A 1,251-nucleotide genomic window follows, 5' to 3' on the forward strand; every position below is an offset into this window, starting at 1 on the left:
GGGTCGGCAGGTTAAGATTTTTATATGAGACCGCGCGGGCCCCGCGCACCGGCCCGCGGCCGCCCGCCAGGCCGGGCTGGCCGGCGACCGGGCGGCCGCCCTGCTGGCCTTCGAGGACGCCGCCGACTGGTACGGCCGCAGCGCCGGGGCCGACCCCGGCGACCGGCCCGCCGATCTCGCCGAACTCCATCTCGCCCTGGCCGCCGCCAGGTTCGGCACCGGCGAGCCCGCCGCCGCGCGGGCCGCCTGCCTGCGCGCCGCCGCGCTCGCCCGCGCCTGCGGCCGCCCCGACCTGCTGGCCCGGGCCGCACTCGGGCTCGGCACCGGACCGGTCGGCTTCGAGATCGCCCTGCTCGACCGGGAGCAGCTCGACCTGCTCGCCGAGGCCCGCGGGCTGCTCGGCGAGGGCCGGCCGGCGCTGCTGGCCGCGGTCACCGCACGGTTGTCGGTGGCGGGCGCCCTCGTCGAACCGGAGGAGCAGCGGATCGCGCTCGCCGAGGAGGCGGTGCGGCTCGCCCGCGGTGCCCGCGACCCGGCCGCGCTCGGCTCGGCGCTCGCCGCGCTCTGCGACGCCCGCTCCGGCCCCGACCACTGCCGGGAGCGGCTGGCCTGGGCCGACGAGGTGATCCGGCTGGCCCGCGGACTGCCGGACCCGGCCCTGGAGCTGCTGGGCCGCCGCCTGCGGCTGGTCGCGCTGCTGGAGACCGGCCGGCACCCGGCCGCCGAGGACGAGGTGACGGCCTTCGGGGCGCTCGCCGACACCCTGCGGCGGCCGCTGTACGGCTGGTACGTGCCGCTGTGGCGCGGTGCGCGGGCCCTGCTGGAGGGCCGGCACGAGGACTGCGAGCGCCAGCTCGCCCGGGCCGAGCGGGCCGGGCGCCGGGCCGGCAGCCCGAACGCGGAGATGCTGACCGCGACCCAGCGCTGGTGCCTGCTCACGGCCCGGGGGGACACCGCCGGGCTGGCCGCCCTGCTGGCCGCCGGCCCCGCCGCTGGAGGAGGTGCCGGGCGTCTGGCCGCGGGTCGCCCTGGCCCTGGTCGCCGCCCAGTTCGGCCGCTTCGGGGAGGCGGCCCGCCGGCTGACCGCCGTCGCCCCGCGGCTCGCGGACGCGCCGCGCGACAGCGAGTGGCTGCCGATGGTGGCCCAGGCCGCCGAGACCGTCGGCCTGCTCGGCGGGCACCCCGCGGCACCCGCGCTGTACGGGCTGCTCGCGCCGTACGCCGGGCTCTGGGCGGTCGAGGGGATCGGCG

Annotated in this window: 1 protein-coding gene and 1 pseudogene; one reads left to right on the top strand and one right to left on the bottom strand. The window is 80.7% G+C overall.

Annotated features, from left to right (window positions below):
• Positions 1-835: pseudogene (locus tag ACFV0G_RS39505) on the bottom strand (hypothetical protein); the annotation flags it as partial.
• A 166-nt stretch (positions 836-1,001) separates the two neighbouring features.
• Between ACFV0G_RS39505 and ACFV0G_RS39510 the strand changes: the two are divergent.
• Positions 1,002-1,251: hypothetical protein (locus ACFV0G_RS39510; protein ID WP_380558810.1), on the top strand; the 250-nt coding region annotated here is incomplete at its 3' end.

The organism is Kitasatospora sp. NPDC059571, from assembly GCF_042735675.1.
Classification (GTDB): domain Bacteria; phylum Actinomycetota; class Actinomycetes; order Streptomycetales; family Streptomycetaceae; genus Kitasatospora.